At 64.0% G+C, this 20,278-nt stretch carries 22 protein-coding genes and 1 tRNA gene; 10 read left to right on the top strand and 13 right to left on the bottom strand.

Annotated elements, in window-relative coordinates; all coding sequences use genetic code 11:
- Nucleotides 1-41: 41 nt before the first annotated feature.
- Nucleotides 42-1,220, bottom strand: a complete 1,179-nt coding sequence (locus SMA01S_RS13530; protein ID WP_066822974.1) for a nucleotidyltransferase family protein — start codon at nt 1,218-1,220, stop codon at nt 42-44.
- 214 nt (nt 1,221-1,434) lie between these two features.
- Nucleotides 1,435-2,454, bottom strand: coding sequence for a right-handed parallel beta-helix repeat-containing protein (locus tag SMA01S_RS13535; RefSeq protein WP_157093940.1), 1,020 nt, complete (start codon nt 2,452-2,454; stop codon nt 1,435-1,437).
- A gap of 371 nt (nt 2,455-2,825) precedes the next feature.
- Between SMA01S_RS13535 and SMA01S_RS13540 the strand changes: the two genes are divergently transcribed.
- Nucleotides 2,826-3,086 (top strand): PqqD family protein, encoded by a 261-nt coding sequence (locus SMA01S_RS13540; RefSeq protein ID WP_066822976.1) that lies wholly within the window; start codon nt 2,826-2,828, stop codon nt 3,084-3,086.
- On the top strand, nt 3,083-4,981 hold the full coding sequence (locus tag SMA01S_RS13545; RefSeq protein ID WP_066822979.1) for an asparagine synthetase B family protein: 1,899 nt from the start codon (nt 3,083-3,085) through the stop codon (nt 4,979-4,981). Before SMA01S_RS13540 ends, SMA01S_RS13545 begins: the two co-directional genes overlap by 4 nt.
- Nucleotides 4,982-5,006: 25 nt before the next feature.
- On the opposite strand, the gene SMA01S_RS13550 is transcribed toward SMA01S_RS13545, so the two are convergent.
- The 4 genes from SMA01S_RS13550 to SMA01S_RS13560 all read right to left on the bottom strand — a co-directional run bounded on the left by SMA01S_RS13550 (nt 5,007) and on the right by SMA01S_RS13560 (nt 7,314).
- Nucleotides 5,007-5,843, bottom strand: coding sequence for a Stf0 family sulfotransferase (locus SMA01S_RS13550; RefSeq protein ID WP_066822982.1), 837 nt, complete (start codon nt 5,841-5,843; stop codon nt 5,007-5,009).
- Between the two features lies 1 nt (nt 5,844).
- Nucleotides 5,845-6,591, bottom strand: coding sequence for a hypothetical protein (locus tag SMA01S_RS13555; RefSeq protein ID WP_157093941.1), 747 nt, complete (start codon nt 6,589-6,591; stop codon nt 5,845-5,847).
- 190 nt (nt 6,592-6,781) lie between these two features.
- Nucleotides 6,782-6,931: a hypothetical protein gene (locus tag SMA01S_RS24585; protein WP_157093942.1), complete on the bottom strand. Its 150-nt coding sequence runs from the start codon at nt 6,929-6,931 to the stop codon at nt 6,782-6,784.
- Between the two features lie 297 nt (nt 6,932-7,228).
- Nucleotides 7,229-7,314: transfer RNA gene (locus SMA01S_RS13560), tRNA-Tyr, on the bottom strand.
- A 201-nt stretch (nt 7,315-7,515) separates the two neighbouring features.
- On the opposite strand from SMA01S_RS13560, the gene SMA01S_RS13565 reads away from it, so the two are divergent.
- From SMA01S_RS13565 to SMA01S_RS13575, 3 genes are read left to right on the top strand one after another with little or no spacing between them, the layout of a single operon-like run.
- Nucleotides 7,516-9,120 carry a M20/M25/M40 family metallo-hydrolase gene (locus tag SMA01S_RS13565; protein ID WP_066822989.1) on the top strand — a complete coding sequence of 535 codons (1,605 nt, stop codon included), beginning with the start codon at nt 7,516-7,518 and terminating at the stop codon, nt 9,118-9,120.
- A gap of 9 nt (nt 9,121-9,129) precedes the next feature.
- A complete protein-coding gene (rlmB, locus tag SMA01S_RS13570) occupies nt 9,130-9,882 on the top strand; it encodes a 23S rRNA (guanosine(2251)-2'-O)-methyltransferase RlmB (protein ID WP_066822993.1) in 753 nt (250 codons plus the stop codon).
- 13 nt (nt 9,883-9,895) lie between these two features.
- Nucleotides 9,896-10,675, top strand: a complete 780-nt coding sequence (locus tag SMA01S_RS13575; RefSeq protein ID WP_084250302.1) for a hypothetical protein — start codon at nt 9,896-9,898, stop codon at nt 10,673-10,675.
- A 197-nt stretch (nt 10,676-10,872) separates the two neighbouring features.
- Here the strand turns inward: SMA01S_RS13575 and SMA01S_RS13580 are convergent, their stop codons facing one another.
- The gene (locus SMA01S_RS13580; protein WP_066823000.1) at nt 10,873-11,190 is read right to left on the bottom strand and encodes a 2Fe-2S iron-sulfur cluster-binding protein; all 318 of its coding nucleotides are present in this window, start codon (nt 11,188-11,190) and stop codon (nt 10,873-10,875) included.
- 75 nt (nt 11,191-11,265) lie between these two features.
- Between SMA01S_RS13580 and SMA01S_RS13585 the strand changes: the two genes are divergently transcribed.
- Nucleotides 11,266-11,889 carry a DNA-3-methyladenine glycosylase family protein gene (locus SMA01S_RS13585; protein ID WP_066823003.1) on the top strand — a complete coding sequence of 208 codons (624 nt, stop codon included), beginning with the start codon at nt 11,266-11,268 and terminating at the stop codon, nt 11,887-11,889.
- Between the two features lie 86 nt (nt 11,890-11,975).
- Here the strand turns inward: SMA01S_RS13585 and SMA01S_RS13590 are convergent, their stop codons facing one another.
- Nucleotides 11,976-12,356 (bottom strand): glyoxalase superfamily protein, encoded by a 381-nt coding sequence (locus SMA01S_RS13590; protein WP_066823005.1) that lies wholly within the window; start codon nt 12,354-12,356, stop codon nt 11,976-11,978.
- Nucleotides 12,357-12,528: 172 nt separating this feature from the next.
- Nucleotides 12,529-12,951 (bottom strand): DUF2147 domain-containing protein, encoded by a 423-nt coding sequence (locus tag SMA01S_RS13595; RefSeq protein WP_066823333.1) that lies wholly within the window; start codon nt 12,949-12,951, stop codon nt 12,529-12,531.
- 135 nt (nt 12,952-13,086) lie between these two features.
- On the opposite strand from SMA01S_RS13595, the gene SMA01S_RS13600 reads away from it, so the two are divergent.
- Together SMA01S_RS13600 and SMA01S_RS13605 are read left to right on the top strand one after the other, a co-directional pair.
- Nucleotides 13,087-13,959: an S-methyl-5'-thioadenosine phosphorylase gene (locus tag SMA01S_RS13600; RefSeq protein WP_066823014.1), complete on the top strand. Its 873-nt coding sequence runs from the start codon at nt 13,087-13,089 to the stop codon at nt 13,957-13,959.
- A gap of 93 nt (nt 13,960-14,052) precedes the next feature.
- A complete protein-coding gene (locus SMA01S_RS13605; RefSeq protein WP_084250297.1) occupies nt 14,053-15,390 on the top strand; it encodes an Nramp family divalent metal transporter in 1,338 nt (445 codons plus the stop codon).
- 44 nt (nt 15,391-15,434) lie between these two features.
- Here SMA01S_RS13605 and SMA01S_RS13610 read toward each other — a convergent pair whose 3' ends face one another.
- Both SMA01S_RS13610 and SMA01S_RS13615 read right to left on the bottom strand, forming a co-directional pair.
- Complete coding sequence (locus SMA01S_RS13610; protein WP_066823182.1) at nt 15,435-15,872, bottom strand: hypothetical protein; 438 nt, start codon at nt 15,870-15,872, stop codon at nt 15,435-15,437.
- A gap of 46 nt (nt 15,873-15,918) precedes the next feature.
- Nucleotides 15,919-17,133, bottom strand: a complete 1,215-nt coding sequence (locus SMA01S_RS13615; protein WP_066823183.1) for a Yip1 family protein — start codon at nt 17,131-17,133, stop codon at nt 15,919-15,921.
- A gap of 195 nt (nt 17,134-17,328) precedes the next feature.
- On the opposite strand from SMA01S_RS13615, the gene hslV reads away from it, so the two are divergent.
- Nucleotides 17,329-17,880, top strand: coding sequence for an ATP-dependent protease subunit HslV (hslV, locus tag SMA01S_RS13620; RefSeq protein WP_066823338.1), 552 nt, complete (start codon nt 17,329-17,331; stop codon nt 17,878-17,880).
- Between the two features lie 119 nt (nt 17,881-17,999).
- A complete protein-coding gene (gene hslU, locus SMA01S_RS13625) occupies nt 18,000-19,298 on the top strand; it encodes an ATP-dependent protease ATPase subunit HslU (RefSeq protein ID WP_066823185.1) in 1,299 nt (432 codons plus the stop codon).
- Nucleotides 19,299-19,441: 143 nt separating this feature from the next.
- On the opposite strand, the gene SMA01S_RS13630 is transcribed toward hslU, so the two are convergent.
- Nucleotides 19,442-19,834, bottom strand: coding sequence for a DUF6491 family protein (locus tag SMA01S_RS13630; RefSeq protein ID WP_066823188.1), 393 nt, complete (start codon nt 19,832-19,834; stop codon nt 19,442-19,444).
- Nucleotides 19,835-19,838: 4 nt separating this feature from the next.
- Nucleotides 19,839-20,261 (bottom strand): hypothetical protein, encoded by a 423-nt coding sequence (locus tag SMA01S_RS13635; protein ID WP_066823190.1) that lies wholly within the window; start codon nt 20,259-20,261, stop codon nt 19,839-19,841.
- Nucleotides 20,262-20,278 lie beyond the last annotated feature (17 nt).

The following is a 20,278-nucleotide window of genomic DNA, read 5'->3' on the forward strand; positions in this document are numbered from 1 at the left end:
GCGAACCGGCGGCGCGACATTGCCAGTGCGCAGGTCGATATTCACGATCGTTTTGGCCGCAATCTGCGCAGTGCGAGGAGAAACGGCCGCAGAGGGTAGTAAAGGCCCCGGGCGAAATAGGGCAATTTCACCATGTCGACGTCACTCTGGCTTAGGAGCGCCCTAGCAAGGACTTCGCGCCGGTAACGCCAATCGCGCCGCAATCCGAGCTGCATCATCAACATGCGCACCAGTCGCGGTATCGATGGCGCGTTCGACGCCGCCGCTGGTGCCGCCAGCGCCTCTCGCGATCGATTGACGATTCGGAGGGACGCTGACGAGTGGGCGTCCCCAATCGCGCCGGACAATGGGAGGCCGAATATTTGCTCGACCAATGTGGCGGCGCTGGTGGTCATCGGCCGAACCCCTAGCCGATCCGCGGCCTCGGCAAAGCCGGCGAGGGCCGCTGGCGACCCTGACGCGAAGATGCGCGCAATGTCCTGGAGCCATTTCAGCCGAAACCAGCCGCACAAGGCGCCGTGCCCGCAAAGATACAGGAAATCGTCGGTCGCCGACAATATTGGCAGCGTCGTTCCGGCGACTGCCAGCGTTTCGTGCATGGACCAGAAATGATCGAACGACAGTGGTAATAATTGAGCAACGTCGAACAGACGATCGTGCAATTCCAGTTCGATGCTGCCGTCCCTGCTTCGAAAGCTGACGTCCTTCGGCGCCAGTGATGCGCGCCACGGATCCCCCGGCGTTGTCGCTGTGTGCGTGCGGCGGAACCCGAGATCGGCGATTGCCGCTTCCGCCGGCGTACGCGCAGCGGGATCGATGAAAATATCGATATCCTTGCAGTCGCGCGCGGCGAGATCGTCATACAGGCGCTGCGATAGAGCCGGACCTTTGAGCACCAGATGCCGGATGCCGGCCTTGGAGAGCTCCTGGGACACCGCGACCAAGGCGGACGAGAGCCTCAGCGCGGACAATTGCCGTTCCCGCGCCAGTTCGAGCAGCCTTGTGGCGGTGTCGGCATCGAGTGCGGGATCGCGCGCCAAAATGCGGAGCACCGGTGTGCTGACGCGGTGGCGCATCGCCATCGCGAGGATCGCGTCGCCGCCCGGATGCGGGGGTGGATAGTCGATGAAGTCGCCTTCGCCGGTCGCGGCCGCTCGGCAGGCGGCGGCGACAATCGCGAACGCCGGCGATCGGCGTGCGGTCTCGGCGTCGCGCCGCATCACACGAGCCCGTACAGGTGACGCGCGCGGTTCAGGCCGACAGAAACCAGCTGCTGAGAACCTTGCGGAAGGAGCCGCGGTCGCATCGATTCATCCGCTACTCGACACCGCACCGGCTCTCCTGCCCCTTATCTTTCTGTTGGCGAGGGACTCCGCGCACAGAAACGGCGGGACTATTGCCAGTCCCGCCGTTCAGTTTCCAGTCGCGTGCCGATCAGTGCAGCGGGATCGTCGCGGTGAAGGCGCCGTCCGACGCGACGGCGGAACTGTTGAAATTGCCGTCAAGGCGGTTGTTGCCATAGCTCGACACCACCGATGCGTTCACCGCGTTAACGCCGGTCGCTGTCGCTGCGGTTGCGGCGCCGTTGCCGGTGATGGTGGTGGTGGCGAAGCGAGCGTTTACGCCGTTACCATTCGCGAAAACGCCATAGCTGACGTTGTTCGAAACGGTCGTGTCGGTCACGAGAGCATTGATCGTGCCCGTCCCGGCCGGCGCTTTGAACTGAATGCCGATACCGTCGCCGCTCAATTGGCTGTTGGCCAGCTGCACGTTGATACGGCTGCCCGTCGTGCCCGTAGTGTCGAGGCGAAGACCGACATTGACATTGTTCTGAACGCGGCTGTTACTGATCACGACATTGGCGGTGGCGCCGGTCGCCGGCGCGACCTTGATGGCGCCGGTCGTCGGATCGCCTGTGTTGCCGTTCCCAATAATGTCGACATTGTTCAGATTGAGAAAGGCGGTCTTGCCGGCGCCCGGCGTAAAGCTGACGGCCTGCGTGGCAAATCCCTTGATGGTGGTATTGCGCAGATTGAGCCCGGCACCATTCACGAAGTTGATGGCGTTGGTGCCCGGGACGGTCGTCGGCCCCAAGATATCGAGCCCGCTCACCGTGACGACATCGGTATCGCCAGCATTGATGGTGATTGCTGGCGATGCAGCAACCAGCACACCGGCTTCGACATCGTCGCAAATGAGGCTGATCGCCTTGGTGATCGTCACCGCGCCGAAACCGCCCGGATCGATGCAATTGATCTCGCCGCCGGCGGCGGTCTTCGAGATCGCGCCGGCAAAGGTCTTGCACGGGGCGGTCCGGCTGCACGGATTGACATCGTCGCCGACACCGGAAATCCACGTCCGCGTCGCCTGAGCTGCCGCCGGCGCGGCGTAAAACGTGCTTGCCCCCACAATGGCGACGACCACAAAAGCCGACTTCTTAACTATAGATAACATTGTCTCTCCCCCATTTCGCGCACGCTACGCGACGACATGACGATCGTCTTGATAACGGCAACCGCTCAGTCGAATTCCGACGCCTTAAGTATTGATCCGAGAAGCCCGGCCAATCTTTGTCCAGAACCCCCCATCACATATACTTACCGAAATACTAATAGTGAAAATTCGGTTGATGTGCGAATGGAATCTGTCGTGGTGACCACAGCGGTTATGCCATTGACGTGAAAGAATAACTCCGTGATCCTGCGAGAAAATTCCCATTTTAGGCATGGCTTAAACACGACCACGCCGGCCGACTCGACCTTGCCAAGTCGGCGGACGGCAGCCTAGAATTGTCGCCAAGGTTGCATCGTTAAGGGTTATTTCGGTTGCTGAAGATCGCGCCACATATTGCGTGGAACAATGTCGGTGGCGAACTCGCGCTGTTCGATGGCCGAGATGGCACCTACCATGCGCTCAATGAATCCAGCGCCGCGATCTGGCGAGGCATCGCCGCGGGATTGGACGAGACCGAGATCGTGCGGTCGCTCGCCGAGAATCATAACGCCGAGCCGGCCGAAATCGGCCGGGATGTGCGCGAATTTATCGATCTGGCGCGGACGAAGGGGCTCTTGGAGGGCAGCGATTGAGCGCCATCGCCGGCGCGGTTCTCGCTCACGGCAACACGCTGTCCGACGCTATATTGACGCGTATCGTGGCGGCCTCGCCGCCGCGCGGATTCGATGGCGTCACGCGCTGGCATGACGGGCCTGCCGGCATGATCCGGTTCCATCACGCGACCACCCCGGAGGCGGTGGCCGAACGGCAGCCGCTCCCCGGGGCCTCCGGCGCGGTGATGGCGTTTGACGGAAGACTGGATAACCGCGGCGATCTCCTGGCGCTTCTCGGCGAGCGAGGGCGTGCTCTGGCCGGTGCGCCCGACGTGGATATCGCGCTTGCCTTATGGGAAGCACGCGGCGAGCGCTTCCTGAACGACCTGGTTGGCGATTGGGCGCTGGCGATCTGGCAGCCCGACAGACGCAGGCTGTTCTGCGCGCGCTCGCCGATGGGTTGGCGACCGTTACTATGGAGCTTCGACGGCCGGACTTTCGGTTTCGCGACCGAACCGCGCGCGCTGGTCGTCGGGCTCGACCTCGAACGGCGGCTCGACGAGGGCGCCATCGGCGAGATGTTGTCGGCCCGTTTCGTCACGGGCACGGACACGTTCTGGCAAGGGGTGCAGCGTCTTGGCCAGGGAGCGGCGGTCGAGCTTGAAAAGGGTCGCGTCAGGACCTGGCATTGGCACTCGGGCCCGTTCGAGGATCTCTCGCACCTGTCTGAAGGCGACCTTGTCGAGCGATTCCGCGAGCTTCTCGACCAATCGCTGATTGCGACGATGCGCAGCAACACGACGGTCAGCGCGCACCTTTCGGGTGGCCTCGATTCCTCGACCGTCGTCGCGCGCGCCACCGAATTGCATCGCGCCGGCAGGATCGATCGTCAGGTCCAGCCGGTCACTGCCCGCTTTCCGGGTGAGGCGCAGGACGAGACGCCATGGAGCAAGGCGGTAGAAGAGCATGTCGGTCTGACCGCACGGGTTACCTCCGCCGATCCGTTCGTTCTGGACGAGGCGCGCCGGTGGACCGCGCAAACGCTGCAACTGCCGTTGCGCCCCAACGTCAACGACACCACGACTGCTGCGTTTCGCCTGATGCAGGCGGAGGGTGGCCGCGTCCTGCTGACCGGCGAAGGCGGCGACGATTGGATAGCGGGCAGCCTAGCCCATCTGCCGGATATGCTGCGCAAGGGTGACCTGACTGGCCTGTTTCGCGAGGCGATGACGCAATTTCCCCAATTGTCGCCCGTTTTACGGTTTCGGCGAACCGGCTTTCTTGCTGCTGCGCCATTATTCAGTCGCGCCTATCGCGCCCGTTTTCTCCGCCCCCACCTGACCTATGACGGTGCAGTTCCGGACTGGATACGACCGGAATGGGCCGCGCGGACCGGGCTCGAGGAACGGTGGCGCGCGGATCTGCCCCCGGTCGAACTCAACAGCTTCGCGCAAATGCAGCGGTACAATGTCTTCGCGCATGCGCGCCGCCACCTCGCTCATGATACGATCCTCGCTTTTGCCGAGGCACACGGAGTCGAGATCCGTCATCCGCTACACGACTTGCGACTTGCGACCTTCTTCATGGGGGTGCCGGGAACGATGTTGCTGCGGAACGGTGAAAAGAAGCATCTGTTGCGCGAAGCGATGCGGGGGACGCTGCCTGAGGTGGTTCGTCAACGCCAGGACAAGGCGATCTTCATCACCAGCCTGATCGACGCGATCGCGGAGCGCTTTCGGGAATGCCCGCCACAAAATCTGCTACCGGCCAGACTTGGCTGGGTCGACGGCGACAAGGTGGCGGAGATGTTCGCGCCGGCGCTGGAATGGCGTTCGGCGGGGTCGACGGGCCAATTGTCGCGCGGCAGAATCGGGCCGATCTGGTTCGTGGTGGCGATGGATATGTGGCTCGAACACGCCTTTGGCATGTCGTGACGAGGTGTGGGGCTGACGGGCTCGCTCAACCGGTGGCGGCGCGATGCTCGCGCAAATACCTCAGCACGAACGCTTCGTTGTCGCTACCCGACTGGCGCTGCAAACGGATGGGTGGAATGGGCGAGTTGCTGCCGATACTGTTCAGCACGTGGCGGACGCCGCCCTCATAATCGGCAACCAGATTCTCGTAGCTCAGCCGGATCGGATCAGCCTCGATTGCGTCGAAGAAGTTGCGCCAATGGCCGTGACAATGGTCGGCATAGGCGATGAGCGAGTCGATCCGTCCGAAATCATATTCGGGGACCGCCTTCGCGGGCGGCGTCTCGGTCATCGGCACGATGCGAAACAGACCCGTTTGCGTGGCCGCCAGCCCCGACACGGCCTGGCGGACGCGGTCCTTGCGTTCGAGATGAACGAAGCGGGGACGGGGAAAGATCGGATCGAGCAACGCGGCGATCTCGCGATAGGTGCCGGCATCGACCTCGTCGGGCCGGCGTCCGGCCAAAGCGGCGAACCGGGTTGGCTCTAACTCTGCCGCCAAGGCTTCGACATCGCTCCAGAACAACTTCACCGACAGCACGCCGGTGGGATCGGTGCGCCAGCGATGCACCGCACGAATATAGTCCGTCAGCGTTTGAGCATTCCAGCGCTCGGCGAAGTCGGGCTGAAAGCCCTGATGGAAATATTCGAGCGGGCAACCGAGCCCGCCGGCAAAGTGGAGCGCTTCGCCAAGCAAGGTGCTGCCCGAGCGCGGAACCGAACAGATGAGCAACGTGCGCCGCGGCGGCCCGACGCACTCGGGATAGTCGCGGTCGGCCAGGGTCAGGTCATAGGGGCGTCGTGGCGGAGCGTCGATCGACATGTCAGTGCTGCAACATCCCCTCTAGCTGCTCGACGATCGCGGGAAGCGCGCCATAATCCGGCGGATAGAACAAGCGGAAGCAAGGAGTGACCTGCGCCATCGTGCTGAGCGCGGCAAAGGTCGCGCGCAATTCGGCGCCGGTCGTTTCGGCGGGGTTGAACCGGATCCGCTCGCGGGTAGAACATCCCAGCGCCTCTATCGGCGGAACGGGGACAAGATGTGCTTCCCGAGCATTGGCCGAGCGTTCGAGAAGTACGATGGCGTTCAGCGGCATCGGCGCGGTGTTGGTTTCGTTTCCCGGAACGAAGCGCCGCTTGCCGAGGTAGCCGGGCATCGGCGTCGATTGCCGAGGGGGCAGGGCGAGCGCGGCGAACGAGTCCGCCCACACACAGATTCCGGTAGTGGCCGGCGCGACCCGGGGGGCATCGTGATCCCACAATATCGAGATGTCGTCGCTGAGCACGTCCCAGCCGGCCGCTCCCAACGCCGCCGACGTGGTCGATTTGCCCGCCCCCGATGCGCCGAGCAACAGCAGTGCGTGATCGCCCTTCGCTGCGGCTGCAGCATGCAACGCTACCGCACCATAGCGGATGGCGACGCGTGGCAAGATGCGGCGAACGAGCACGTCGAGCCAAGCCGGATCCCTTCGATCGCGAACGACACAGCTTATCGTGTGTCGCGCTTCGTCAATCAGGAAAGCGCAATCGAGCGACGTGGTCAGCAACCAGCGTTCGCCGACCCTTCCCAAGGAGAGACCATAGCGCCCATTCCAACGGAAAAGAATGGTGTCGGGCGTCGGCAACGGCCCTTCCATAACGTCCAGAGAGAGCGATGCTTTCGCCTCGCCCGATTCCTCGCATTCTTCTCTTAATTGTGCGAGCGGCTCGCTCGATTCCAGCTTTAAACCGCCGTAACGATACCGATAGCGGATGGTATCCTCAGCTATTGCTGCTGAGACCATCGCCCGGATTCAGGGTTGCCGCCTTGGTTGCCAAAACCGCGTCGAACGAAACGACTTCCGGCTTCACCCAATCGCGCTTGATTTGGCTCGTCTCGTGCTCGGTTCCAACTTCGACATGCTTCGTCATTTAACTGCCCCCTGAATTCAGGCCGGATAGCTAACACAGCGATTACGGCAGATCAATTGGCGCGCGGCCGGGCCGTTACCCGCTTATGCAACTTGCTTCTGTGCAATTGCTTGTCGCCGAGCGCTCTTCGTCAGGATCGGCGGGATGATGAATAGTGTTCAATCCGGGCGGCTCGGCGACGAGCCTTGCTCGTCACTGCCGGCCCAGCTGCGAACATCTCTTTGCCCATCCCACAGGCAGCGCGCGCAAGGGCGCAATTGGTGCGAAGATATGTTGGCGGATGCTCGAAACATGAAATGGTGGACAGGGCTGGATTCGAACCAGCGTACGCTTGCACGGGCAGATTTACAGTCTGCTGCCTTTAACCACTCGGCCACCTGTCCCCAGGTCTTCGTCCGCAAAGGGACGGTCGCTTCGAAAAGCGAGGGCGCCCCATGCCCAAGCCGCGCGGCCATGTCAACGCGGCGGCGGCACGTTTTCGACCCGTCTGGAGCCAGGCGTACGATATGTGTGGCACACCCTTGCGCGGGTGGCGCGGCGGCAATAGCGTGGGCGTCATAATATCCCGGGGAGCATAATCGTTCATGCGCAAGATGATCGCCGCCTTTGCCGCGGCCGCCGCCGTCGCCATTCCCGCGTCGCTGCATTCCAATGACCTGTCGATGGTCAACCGGATCATGGATGAGGGCTTCAACCGCTCTCAGGTGATGATCACCGCCGAATATCTCTCCGACCAGATCGGCCCGCGGCTGACCAATTCGCCCAATATGCGCAAGGCCGAGGCGTGGACCTCGTCCAAGTTCAGCGAATGGGGCCTGACCAACGTCCATAAGGAAGGATTCGAGTTCGGCCGCGGCTGGTGGATCGAAAGCTCTTCGGTGCGGATGACCAGCCCGCGCCCGATCCAACTGACCGCGATCCCGATCGCCTGGACGCCCGCCACCAACGGAACGGTATCGGGCGAGGTGTTTGTCGCGCCGATCGCGACGCCGGCCGATTTCGCCAAGTGGAAAGGCAAGCTCAAGGGCAAGATCGTGCTGGTGACCAAGCCCGATGACGGGTCGGAGCCAGGCGACGCGCCGTTCAAGCGCTATTCCGCCGATGATCTCGCCAAGCTCGACCAGTTCGTTCAGCCGAAATACGATCCCGCCGCCGCCGAGCGTGGCATGAAGCGGCTCGACTTCGCCAAGAAGCTCGATGCCTTCCTGCAGGAGGAAGGCGCGGTCGCTTATGCCACCAAGTCGCGGCTCGACGGCAAGCTCGTCCATGGCGAAGGCTATCTGTTCGGCGCCGGCGATACCGTGAAGACCCCGGGCGTCGAAATCGCGGCGGAGGATTATCGCCGCCTCGTCCGCCTCTCGATCGTCGGTGCGGCGCCGACCGTGTCGATCAACAACGACGTCCGCTTCGACGACAGCGACGTCAATGCTTACGACATCATCGCCGACATCCCCGGCAGCGCAAAGGACGGCAGCTATGTGATGGCCGGCGCGCATCTCGATTCCTGGGTGGCGGGCGACGGTGCCGCCGATAACGGCGCGGGCAGCGCGATGATCATGGAAGCCGCGCGCATCCTGTCGACCTTGAAGGTGAAGCCCAAGCGGACGATCCGCTTCGCGCTCTGGGCAGGCGAGGAACAGGGGTTGCTCGGCAGCCTGGCCTATGTCGAGAACCATTTCGCGACCCGCGGCAGCGGCAGTGATCCCAAGCTGACCGGTCTTGCGCGCTATCAGGGTTGGGCCAATCGCTGGCCGATCGCGACCAAGGCCGATTGGTCGAAAATGGCGGCCTATTTCAACATCGACAACGGATCGGGCAAATTGCGCGGCATCTATGCCGAGAACAATCCGGCGGTGGTGCCGATCTTCAAGCAATGGCTGGAGCCGTTCAATTCGATGGGCGCGTCCTCGGTGGTGATCCGCAAGACCGGCGGCACCGACCATGTCTTCATGCAGGCGGTCGGCCTGCCGGGCTTCCAGTTCATCCAGGATCCGCTCGATTATGGCAGCCGCATCCACCACACGTCGATCGATACCTATGATCACTTGAAGGGCGACGACATGCGTCAGGCGGCGGTTGTGCTGGCGGCGTTCCTGTGGAATGCGGCGAACGGCGACGCGCTGCCGCGTCCGCCGCTGCCGACGCAGCCGTCCAAGAGCGATCCGTTCGCTTATCCGGACGCCGATTGAGGAATATTGATGGCGCGTAGAGGTCACCGTCCAAGCCAGGCGCCCGCGTCGCGGCCCCGTTTCTGGGGGCGCCATGCGGTGCTGGCAGCGCTCGCCAATCCCGAGCGGACGGTCAGGAAGATGTGGGCGACGCGCGAGGCGCTGGCCGGGCTCGACATTCCGCCAGTAATCCCGATCACTTATGCCGATGTCGCCGATCTCGGCCGGCTGGTGCCGAACGACGCGCCGCATCAAGGGCTGGTGATCGAGGTCGAGCCGCTAGAGGATATCTGGCTCGGCGACCTGCTCGAGCAAGGGCAGGGGGAGGATGACCGGCGGCCGCTGGTGGTGCTCGACCAGGTCACCGATCCGCACAATGTCGGCGCGATCCTGCGCTCGGCGGCGGCATTCGACGCGCTCGGCATCGTCACCCAGGATCGCCATTCCCCGCCCGAATCGGGCGCGGTGGCGCGGACCGCGTCGGGCGCGCTCGAGATCGTGCCCTGGGTCCGCGTGGTGAATTTGTCGCGCGCGCTGGGAGAGATTGCCGAGGCCGGGTTCTGGCGCGTCGGCCTGGCCGGGGAAGCGACCGAAACGCTGGGCAACGTGATCGGCGCGGCGCGGATCGCTTTGGTGCTGGGGGCCGAGGGCGAAGGCATGCGGCACAACACGATGCAGCATTGCGATCAGCTTGCGCGCCTGCCGATATCGCCTAGGATCGAGAGCCTGAATGTATCCAATGCCGCTGCGATCGCGCTCTATGCGGTGGCCGCGCGCGACTGATGGGGGAATTGTGATGACGGCACGAGTGACGCGTCTCGCGCTGGTGCTGCTCGCGCCCTTGATGCTGCTCGGCTGCCTGCTCGCGCCGGGCAAATTCACCTCGACACTGACGATCAATGCCGACCGCACCTTCACCTATAGCTATCAGGGGGAGGTCTATGCCTTCGACCTCAACGAGGCGATGAAGGACATGCCGTCGGGCGGCGACGACGACACCAAGAAGACCGACGGCGTCTCGCTGCAGAAGATCGGCTTCGACAAGAGCGGCCAGAAGAGCGGCAAGGGCGAGAAGAATAACAAGGACGACGCGAAGGACGATGCCAAGACCCAGGCCGCGGCCGATGCCAAGAACCGCGAAATGGCCGCGACCCTGTCTAAGGAAGCGGGGTTCCGCAAGGTCACCTATGTCGGCAATAACAAGTTCGTGATCGACTATCAGATCAGCGGGAAGCTCGATCACACCTATCTGTTTCCCTACAATCTCGACGCCGGGATCATCATCCCGTTCGTCGCGGTCGAAATCCGCGCCAACGGCACCGCGCGCGTCAAGGCACCGGGCTTCGCCAACGATTCGAAGGATTCGGCGGGCGGCATGGGCGGGTCGGACGCGAGCAAGGCCTCGGCCAAGCTCGACGGCACCTTCATCCTCGACACCGACGCCGAGATCGTCAGCCAGAATAACGAGGATGGGGTGAAGGTCGTGAACGGCCGCAAGACCGTGACGTGGAAAGCGACCCCGCTGTCGAGCACCGCGCCGATGGCGGTGGTGCGGTTTGCCGGGGCTGCGAAGTAGATTTCTACTTCGTCACCCCGGCCTTGTGCCCGTTCGAGCTTTGGCTTGCCCCCCCGGCAAGCCAAGATCGTGTCCGGGGGACACGATCTCGCTCGAACGCCACCGGGAGGCAAGCGTAAAGCTCGAGGCTCCACTTCCTCAGCCAGAGGCACGGTGGATGCCGGGACGAGCCCGGCATGACGGCTTGAAGAAGAGGCCTAATCCTCCTCCGCGATCCGCACCTTCAGGCCATCCAGCGCATTGCTGAACTCGATCTGGCACGACAACCGGCTGTTCTCGTCGCGGTCGGCGGAGGAATCGAGCAGATCGTTCTCGTCCTCGCTCATCGGTTTCAGTTTGGCAGCAAATTCCGGGTCGACATGGACGTGGCACGTGGCGCAGCTGCAGCAGCCGCCGCACAGCGCCAAAACCTCATCGATCCCGGCGTCGCGGATCACTTCCATCACCGACAGGCCAGCCTCGCCCGTGATTTCCTGTTCTTTCCCGTCGCGCGTCACGACGATAAGCTTGGGCATGTCTTTCCTCCGTCCGGTTGCCAGCGGCCATGCCGTGCCCGGGCGCATCGATCAAGGTTTCGTACAAGGTTTCATATGGTCCAGACCGCCAAGTCGTTGAACACCGCGCTCGACGCGCTCGCCGCGATCGAGCCCGCTTTCGCCGTCGCGCTGCAGCGCGCAGGCTATCCCGAGCCGCGCGTGCGCGACCGCGGCTATGCCACCTTGCTGCGGACGATCATGGGGCAGCAGGTGTCGGTGGCGGCCGCGCAATCGATCTGGAACAAGCTCGAGGCGCAAATCGGCGACCTGACCGACCCCGCCACCATCGCCGCGGCGAGCGATGAGCAACTCCGCGCCGCAGGTCTGTCGCGGCAAAAGGCGAGCTATGCGCGCAGCCTGGCCGAGGAAGTGACGAGCGGCCGGCTCGACTTCGCGCAATTGCCCGAGGATGATGAGGAGGCGATCGCGCAGCTGGTCAAGATCAAGGGAATCGGCCGTTGGTCGGCGGAAATTTATCTGCTGTTCGCGGAAGGCCGTCCGGATATCTGGCCGGCGGGCGATTTGGCAGTGCAGATCGAGATCGGCCGCATCCTGGGGCATAAAGAAAGACCGGCGGAGAAGCTGATGCGCAACCTGGCGGAAGCCTGGCGTCCGCACCGCGGAGCTGCCGCGATCCTCGCGTGGCATCATTACAAGGTGGATATGGATGTGATTTAGCGAGAGGTGTCTACTTGCGACCCAATGGTGGTCATTGGATCTCTCTACAGGGCCGCCCGAAAGCGGCCCTTGAGCAGCAGGCAGGGTTAGGAGCGTCGTTCGCCTATGTCGATTCGGTTGCCGTCCGGATCAGCGAAGACAAAGGCTCGTTGCCCATAGTCCTTGTCCGCGAGGCTTTTAATGATTCTCACGCCCTCTACCTCGCAGATGGCATAGAGCGCCGCCACGTCGTTGACGAACATGTGCATGACGTTGACAGTCGAGGCCTTGTGGTCGGGCTTTTGGCTCAAGTGGATTTCGGCACGATCCTTTTTCATCACCATGAAGCCGATCGGATCGCCATTTTCAAAAACCTTCTCGAACCCTAGAACGCGCGAATAGAAGTCTTGCGCGGCTTGGATATCGCGCACGCATATTCCCGGCGCAGCGCGCCCAAAGGTAATCGTCGCCAAAGCGGAGTCCGCCATCGTCTCGTCCTTATCAGGCAGGGGCGGCGGTGCGCGTGCCGGTTACGGAGCGGTGTCCGGGGCCACCCTGCTGCTTCGTGCGCGGAAATCTGTCAACAAAAGGGATGGGCAGCTTTGGCTTGTCGTTCACCCAAACCAGACCGGCAAGAATCCACCCAATAGTAGCCGTCGTCTACCCCGTTCGAGTCCAAATCATTGTCTGGCAGAAGATCGCGATACAGCCCTGGACCTTCAGATTGGCGCCGTCGCGGGCGACCACCGCGCGATAGGTCTTGCCGCTCTTGGGGTCGTAGATCTTGCCCTTCCAGCCGTCGCCCGACGACGACATCCCCGTCAGGATCGGCAGGCCAACCAGTGGGCGGGTCTTGAGTTTGGGATCGGGATTGAGCGAATCGACCCAGGGCCGGCCGGCCGGCGGCCCTTTGATTACCTTGACGACGCGGCCGCAGATCGACCCTCCGCAATCGCCGATCGCGACCACCGCGCCGCCATCGGCGGTCAGCCAGCGGCCGGCGATCGGCGGCGCCGCTAACAGCGGAACGGGGAGCGCGGCAGCGGTAAGGGCGGCGAGGGCGAGAAGGGGCGGGCGAATCATGGGCAACGGCATAGCAGGCCTTTGTGCCACTGGCCGAGCCAACCGTTCATCGCGGCGAATCCATCCCGATCGGACGCTGCGTCCCGCGCGCCGATCGCCTAAGGAGGCGGCGACTCGGCACCCACAGGAGACGATATGAGCGACGGTTGGACGATCGGGATCATCGGCGGATCGGGACTCTATGCGATCGACGGGCTGGAGGATGCCGAGTGGCGCCGGGTCGACACGCCCTGGGGCCAGCCTTCCGACGAATTGCTGTTCGGGCGGATCGGCGCGGTCAACCTCGTCTTCTTGCCGCGCCACGGCCGCGGCCATGCCATCCCGCCGTCCGAACTCAATTTCCGCGCCAATATCGATGCGCTCAAGCGGTCGGGCGTGACCGACATCTTGGCGATCTCGTCGATCGGGTCGCTCGAAGAGGATCTGCCGCCCGGTCATTTTGTCGTGGTCGACCAGTTCATCGACCGCACCGTGCATCGCGCGTCGAGCTTCTTCGGCACCGGAATGGTCGCCCATGTCAGCATGGCCTATCCGGTGTGTGAACGGCTGTCGGGGTTCGCTGCGGCGGCGGTCGAGGCGGCAGGCGGCAAGGTCGCGACCGGCGCCACCTATCTGGCGATGGAGGGGCCGCAATTCTCGACCCGCGCCGAAAGCCTGCTCTATCGCGACTGGGGTGCCGACGTGATCGGCATGACCGCGATGCCCGAAGCCAAGCTCGCGCGCGAGGCGGAACTACCCTACGCGCTGATCGGCATGGTCACCGATTACGATTGCTGGCGCGAGAGCGAGGCGCCGGTCGAGGTCGCCGAAGTGATCGCGCAAATGCACAAGAATGGCGAGGTCGCGCGTCGCACGGTCGAGGCGTTCGTCAAGGCATTGCCCAACGAGCGCACGCCGTCGCCGATCGACACCTGCCTGGACGTCGCGTTGATCACCGACCCGGCCAAGCGCGACCCGGCGTTGCTGGCGAAGCTGGACGCAGTGGCGGGGCGGGCTTTGCGGCGCTAGGACACGCCGTTCGCCCTGAGCTTGTCGAAGGGCGTGCCCAGAACACGTGCTTCGACAGGCTCAGCACGAACGGATAGGTTTGCAAGGACCCGAATGACGCCACCGCCGAACAGCGACGCGATAAGCAATGCCGCGCCTTTCGCGCGGGGCCGGCCGTCGCTTGCCGAAAGCCATGCCAGTATCGCAGTGCCGGCGACCGGCGCGTGGCGGCGATTCTTCGCATTCATCGGGCCAGGCTATCTGGTCGCGGTCGGCTATATGGACCCCGGCAATTGGGCGACCGATCTCGCCGGCGGATCGGCATTCGGCTACACCCTGCTCGCCGTCGTCCTGCTGTCGAGCCTGATGGCGATCCTGCTCCAGACCTTGTCGGCGCGGCTCGGCATCGCGGCGAAGCTCGATCTCGCCCAGGCATGCCGCGCGCGATACGGGCGCAAGACCACGATCGTGCTGTGGCTGTTGTGCGAGGTGGCGATCATCGCTTGCGACCTGGCGGAAGTGCTCGGCACCGCGGTCGCGCTCAAATTGCTGTTCGGCCTTCCGTTGCTGGCGGGCGTGGCGATCACGTCGTTCGACGTATTGTTATTGCTGTCGCTGCAACGGTTCGGCTTTCGCAAGCTGGAAGCGTTCATCGCCACGTTGCTGGTCGTGATCGCGGGATGCTTTGCCTACGAATTGTGGCTGGCGCGGCCCGATTGGGGCGCGGTCGCCGGCGGGCTGGTGCCGCGGCCGGAAATCGTGACCAACCCGGCGATGCTCTATATCGCGATCGGCATCCTGGGCGCGACGGTGATGCCGCACAATCTCTATCTCCATTCGTCGGTCGTGCAGACGCGCAAGGTTGCGGCGGACGACGAGCGCGGCGCGATCCGGCTGGCGACGATCGACACGATCGTCTCGCTCGGCCTCGCATTCTTGATCAACGCAGCGATCCTGATCCTGGCGGCATCGGTGTTCCACACCTCGGGCCGCACCGATGTCGCCGATATCGAGCAGGCGCACAGCCTGTTGTCGCCGATGCTGGGTGCTGGCGCGGCGAGCGTCGTATTCGCGCTGGCGCTGCTCGCCTCGGGGCAGAATTCGACGATCACCGGCACGCTGGCGGGACAGATCGTGATGGAGGGGTTCCTCGACCTCCGGCTTCCGGTCTGGTTGCGCCGCATTGTCACGCGCCTGCTGGCGATCGTGCCCGCGGCGCTGGTGATCGGCATCGCCGGTGAAGGGGCGACGACCAGTCTGCTGGTACTGAGCCAGGTAGTGCTGAGCCTGCAACTGCCGTTCGCGGTGATCCCGCTGGTTTCGTTCACCAGTGACCGGCGGATGATGGGCGAGTTTTCCAGCCCCTGGGCGCTGCGCATCGCGGCCTGGGTGGTGGCGGCGGCGATCGTCGTGCTCAACGTGAAGTTGTTGGTGGGCGTGATTACGGGCTGATCCAACGACAAGGCCCACCCCCGAAGGGGAAGGACGAGCGGATTTCAGGCATCCCACTCCCAATTAAGCGTGACCTTCGTCGCGCCGCGCACGCTCTCGACCATAGCCCTCATCGACCGTTTGCCGCCATCGCGCGCGGAGAACAGGGTCGGGGTCGACAAAGCGGGGACGAGGCCCTCGAGCACTGCCTTGTCCTTGTACCAGGCGATGATCGCGTCGGGCGTGGCACCGGTCGTATAGACCACTGTCCCGCTCTCTCGGCGCAGTTCGCCGGCGGGACCCGAGACGCAGGTCTCGATGCGGGCATCGGCATAGAGCGGGACGAAATCGGGGAGCTTGCCGCAATCGGTCGGAACGTTGCCGGCCCCCGCGACGGCCGAGGTGGCGGAGGGCCCGCGTTCCTCAGCGGATTGATTGTCGTTGCCGGCCTCGCATCCGCCCAGGCTGAGCATGGCGCCGGCGAGAATGATGCGGAGCCTCATCGGGCTCCCCAGCAGGATCGAGCGGCGGTGGCGCGCGCCCGGCGGCTCACTTGGCCATCGACTGCAATTGGCCGAGATCGACCGCGGCGACCGCGGATTTCAGTGTGTCGATACTGGGGGCCGAGCCGCTCGCCTCGACAGCGAAGCGGCTGGCGACGAGCACCGAATAGCTGCCCGACTTCGACTGATTGTCCCATTTCTCGCTGACCATGTTGCCGCCCTGCATCTCGGACTTCTCATAGCCGGTCGTGGTCTGCTTGTTGGACGACGCGTTGATCGCGCCGCCCAGGGTTGCGATGTTGCCGAGCACGCCGGTGTCGGTGACCGAGAGGCTGAAATTCTGGTCACCCGACTGGAATTCGGCGCGTGCGTTACTGCCGCCGATGCCCGCCGCGCCGCCGCCCTGATTCTCGACGCTGGTTCGGTTCCAGCCCGAGATCGACGCCGGTAACAGGTTCTGGAGCGCGCCCGGGTCGACCGCCTTGACCGCGCCATCGCCGCCCTTGATCGACGCCTCCATCGACTTGCTGGCGGCCTCCATCTTGGTCGCTGCATCGGTCAGCTTGCCCGTATCGAGCGTCGTCCCGCCAACCGAGATCGTGCCGCCCCCCCCCGGGCCGAACGCATTCGGGGTCATCGCGAACATCGCGCCGCCGATCGCGATCGCGACTATGCCAGCGACGACCATCGCAACCACACCGACGATGATCGAGACGACGACGAAGCCGACCGCTTTGTCCTGCGGCACCTTCATCAGCATCGGACCGCCGATCCAGAAAAGGTAGATGTTATAAAGCCCGATCAAGCTGCCGATGATGCCGAGTGCCGGCAGGATGCCGAGGACCGCTGCAATCCAACCGGCGGTGGCCGAGAAGGCTGCGACCTTCAATGCTGAAATTGGGTTCTTGGTACCACCGAAGCTGGGGGCGAGCGCGTCAATGATCAAAGCCCACACATAGGTGAGGCCAATCGTCAGGGCCCACGCGAGGATCGCCGTGACGATCGAGCCGATCAGCGGCGGTCGCCACGTCACCCCGAAGAAGTTCATCGGAAAGACTTGGCCCTGGATCAGGTGAGCGACCGGCCCGATCGCCGCGAGCGGCGCCACCCAGCCCATCAGGATTCCCTGGACGGTCATCGGCTCGGCATCGATCGCCGGCCATTCGTCCTTGGGTTTCAACATCAGGCGCTGAACGCGCCCGATCATGCCGCCGCCCCCGACCGGAGGCTGTCCGATATCCTTAGGAAATTCGCTCGCCATGATACTGAAACCCCTTTCTTTTTCGCGCCGAAGCGCGCCGCTACCGTCACCTTCTGCCGCCTTCGGCGGCGCAATTATTGGATCGACCCGACATCGCTTGCCGTAACGGAAGCGTGTCGCCGGAATGGTATCATCGTTTGGTTGCCACGGGGAGGGTGATGTTGCGCCCGCGCAACCGATGACTACATGGCGGGCATGAGCGACAAGATGACGTGGCACGGCACGACAATTCTCTCCGTGCGCAAGAACGGCAAGGTGATCATCATCGGCGATGGCCAGGTGACCGCCGGCCAGACGGTGATGAAACCCAATGCCAAGAAGGTCCGCCGGTTGGGCGACGGCAGCGTGATCGCCGGGTTCGCCGGCGCGACCGCCGACGCCTTCACCCTGTTCGAGCGGCTCGAGGCAAAGCTCGAGCGCGCCAATGGCCAATTGATGCGCGCCGCGGTCGACCTCGCCAAGGACTGGCGGACCGATAAGTATCTGCGCAACCTGGAAGCGATGATGATCGTCGCCGACAAGGACGTGACCCTGATCCTGACCGGCAATGGCGACGTGCTTGAGCCCGAGGCGGGGGTCGCCGCGATCGGATCCGGCGGCAATTACGCGCTCGCCGCAGCGCGCGCTTTGGTCGACTATGAGGAAGATGCCGAGACGATCTGCCGCAAGGCGATGAAGATCGCTGCCGAGGTCTGCGTCTACACCAACGACAGGGTCACGGTGGAGAGCCTCGACAGCGCGACCTGACCTAAGCCGCCCTCCCTGCAAGGGAGGGGTTGGGTGGGGCAGCCACGAGCAACCCACTCTACGAGATATCCCCCACCCCCTGCCCCTCCCCTGAAGGGGAGGGGCTGAAGAAGAAGAATATGAACGACAAACTGACTCCCAAGGCGATCGTCGCCGCACTCGACGCGCATATCATCGGCCAGACGGACGCCAAGAAGGCAGTCGCCGTCGCGCTGCGCAATCGCTGGCGCCGCCAGCGGCTGTCGGCCGATCTGCGCGACGAAGTGACGCCCAAGAACATCCTGATGATAGGCCCGACCGGGTGCGGCAAGACCGAGATTTCGCGCCGCCTGGCCAAGCTGGCCGACGCGCCGTTCGTCAAGGTTGAGGCGACCAAGTTCACCGAAGTCGGCTATGTCGGCCGCGACGTCGAACAGATCGCGCGCGACCTGGTCGAGGAAGCGATCCGGCTCGAGAAGGAGCGCCGCCGTATCGCGGTCAAGGACAAGGCCGAGGAGGCGGCGATGAACCGCTTGCTCGACGCGCTGACCGGGCGCGACAGCTCGACCGCCACGCGCGAGGCGTTTCGCCAGCGCTTCAAGGACGGTCATCTCGACGAGACCGAGATCGAGATCGAGCTGGAGGCCGCGCCCCAGATGCCATTCGAGATTCCGGGTGGCGGCCAGGTCGGGATGATCAACCTGGGCGAGATGATGGGCAAGGCGTTCGGCCAGGGCCAGATGAAGCGCCGCAAGCTGACCGTTCCCTCGGCCTGGGACAAATTGGTCGAGGAAGAAGCCGACAAGCGCCTCGACCAGGAAGATGTCGCGCGGGTCGCGCTGATGGATGCCGAATCCAACGGCATCGTGTTCCTCGACGAGATCGACAAGATCGCGGTCAGCGACGTGCGCGGCGGATCGGTCAGCCGCGAGGGTGTGCAGCGGGACTTGCTGCCGTTGATCGAAGGGACGACGGTCGCGACCAAATACGGGCCGATGAAGACCGACCATATCCTGTTCATCGCGAGCGGGGCGTTCCACGTCGCCAAGCCGTCCGATCTGCTGCCCGAACTTCAGGGCCGCTTGCCGATCCGGGTCGAATTGAAGGGCCTGACCGAGGATGATTTCGTCGCGATCCTCAACGACACCAAGGCGTCGCTGCCCGAGCAATACAAGGCGCTGATCGCGACCGAAGGCGTGACGATCAACTTCACCGACGATGGCCTTCGCGCGGTGGCGAAGATCGCCGCCGAGGTGAATGGCGCGGTCGAGAATATCGGCGCGCGGCGGCTGCAGACGGTGATGGAAAAGCTGCTCGAGGAAATCAGCTTCGATGCCGAGGACCGGTCGGGCAGCACGATGACGATCGATGCCGCCTATGTCGATCAGCAGCTCGCCTCGATCGCCCGCAACACCGATCTCAGCCGCTTCGTGTTGTAACGGGGCTCTCAGCCCCTCCCCTTCAGGGGAGGGGTTGGGGTGGGGCCTCCCCACAGGCGAGCGGCTTGAGGCACTCCCCCACCCCCAAACCCCTCCCCTGAAGGGGAGGGGCTAAGCCAGCTACGGGTCGGGCCAACGAGGCGCTACTTCGCCTTTTCCGGCTTGTCGTAGGGCGTAAACTTGCCCAGCCTGCAGATCGGGCCAGGGATGCGCAGGCCCGGGGTCAGGGCGCGGAAATGATCGTTGCGGCATAGCTGACTGCCGAAAATCTCGACGACCAGTGTGTCCATCGGCTGGAGGCCGGGGCACTCGCCGATCAGGTCGTTGCGCCAGATCCGGCGGCCCGATTCACGATAGATCAGCGTCTTCTTATCGATGATCTGTGGCCCATCGAGGCGCGATTTCTCGACGCAATCGACCGGTGTTCCGGCGACCCGGCCGGCCAGCGCGCTGGCGAGCGTGTCCTCCCGCGGAGCAGCGGGTGCGGCGGCGCCGAGCAGGCCGAGCGCGGCGACGGGGATGAGCACGATACGCATGGCGTTACTTCGCGCGATAGGTGACGAACGAGCCCAACGCGCAGCTGCCCGACGGCATGCGCGATCCCGGCATCACCGTTCGTGCAATATCGCCGCGGCACAACCGCCCGCTCGGCGACTTGGTGACCAGGATGTCGCCGCGTTCGACCGCTTCGCAACCGCCGCCGGTGTCGTTGACGTACTTGAGCTTCTTGCTGACGCTATAGACCAGGGTCCCACCATAGGCCTTGAGCGACGAGGACTGGTAATTGTCCATACAGTCCCTGGTCTCGGTCGGCGTCAGCCCGGCGAGTTCCTTACCCAGCGCGGCCTGGGTCGCCGCCTTGGCGTCGGCGGCGCGGGCGGTCTCGGCAGGCGTCATCGCGCAGGACGATAGCGCGACTGCCGCGACGGACAGCGACGCGAGCGGAAAGATACGGTTACGCATAAGCGGCTCCTTCGCAT

The sequence above is a fragment of the Sphingomonas mali NBRC 15500 genome (assembly GCF_001598415.1).
GTDB classification, from domain to species: domain Bacteria; phylum Pseudomonadota; class Alphaproteobacteria; order Sphingomonadales; family Sphingomonadaceae; genus Sphingomonas; species Sphingomonas mali.